At 69.5% G+C, this 249-nt stretch carries 1 protein-coding gene; it reads left to right on the top strand.

Going from position 1 to position 249, the window contains the following annotated elements:
• Nucleotides 1-249 (top strand): hypothetical protein (locus IE94_RS42035; protein ID WP_157849470.1); only part of this gene is annotated, 249 nt, incomplete at both ends.

Here is a 249-nt window from a genome sequence, read left to right as displayed (position 1 = left end):
GGTGAGGTGGAGTACAGCGTCGATCTCTTCGACCGTGGGTCGGTGGAGGTGTTGGTGGCGCGGTTTGTGCGGGTGTTGGAGGCGGTGGTGGGTGAGCCGTCGGTGCGGGTGGGTGTGGTGCCGGTGTTGTCGGTGGCGGAGCGTGCGGCGGTGGTGGCGGGGTGGTCGGTGGATGCCGGTGAGCCCGTGGCGGTGTCTGCGTCGTTGCCGGGTGGTGGGGTGTTGGGTTCGTGGTTCTCGCGGGTTGCG

The sequence above is a fragment of the Streptomyces violaceorubidus genome (assembly GCF_000717995.1).
Classification (GTDB): domain Bacteria; phylum Actinomycetota; class Actinomycetes; order Streptomycetales; family Streptomycetaceae; genus Streptomyces; species Streptomyces violaceorubidus.
The sequence above is the reverse complement of the archived record's forward strand: the minus strand, read 5'-3'. Positions and strand labels throughout refer to the sequence as shown.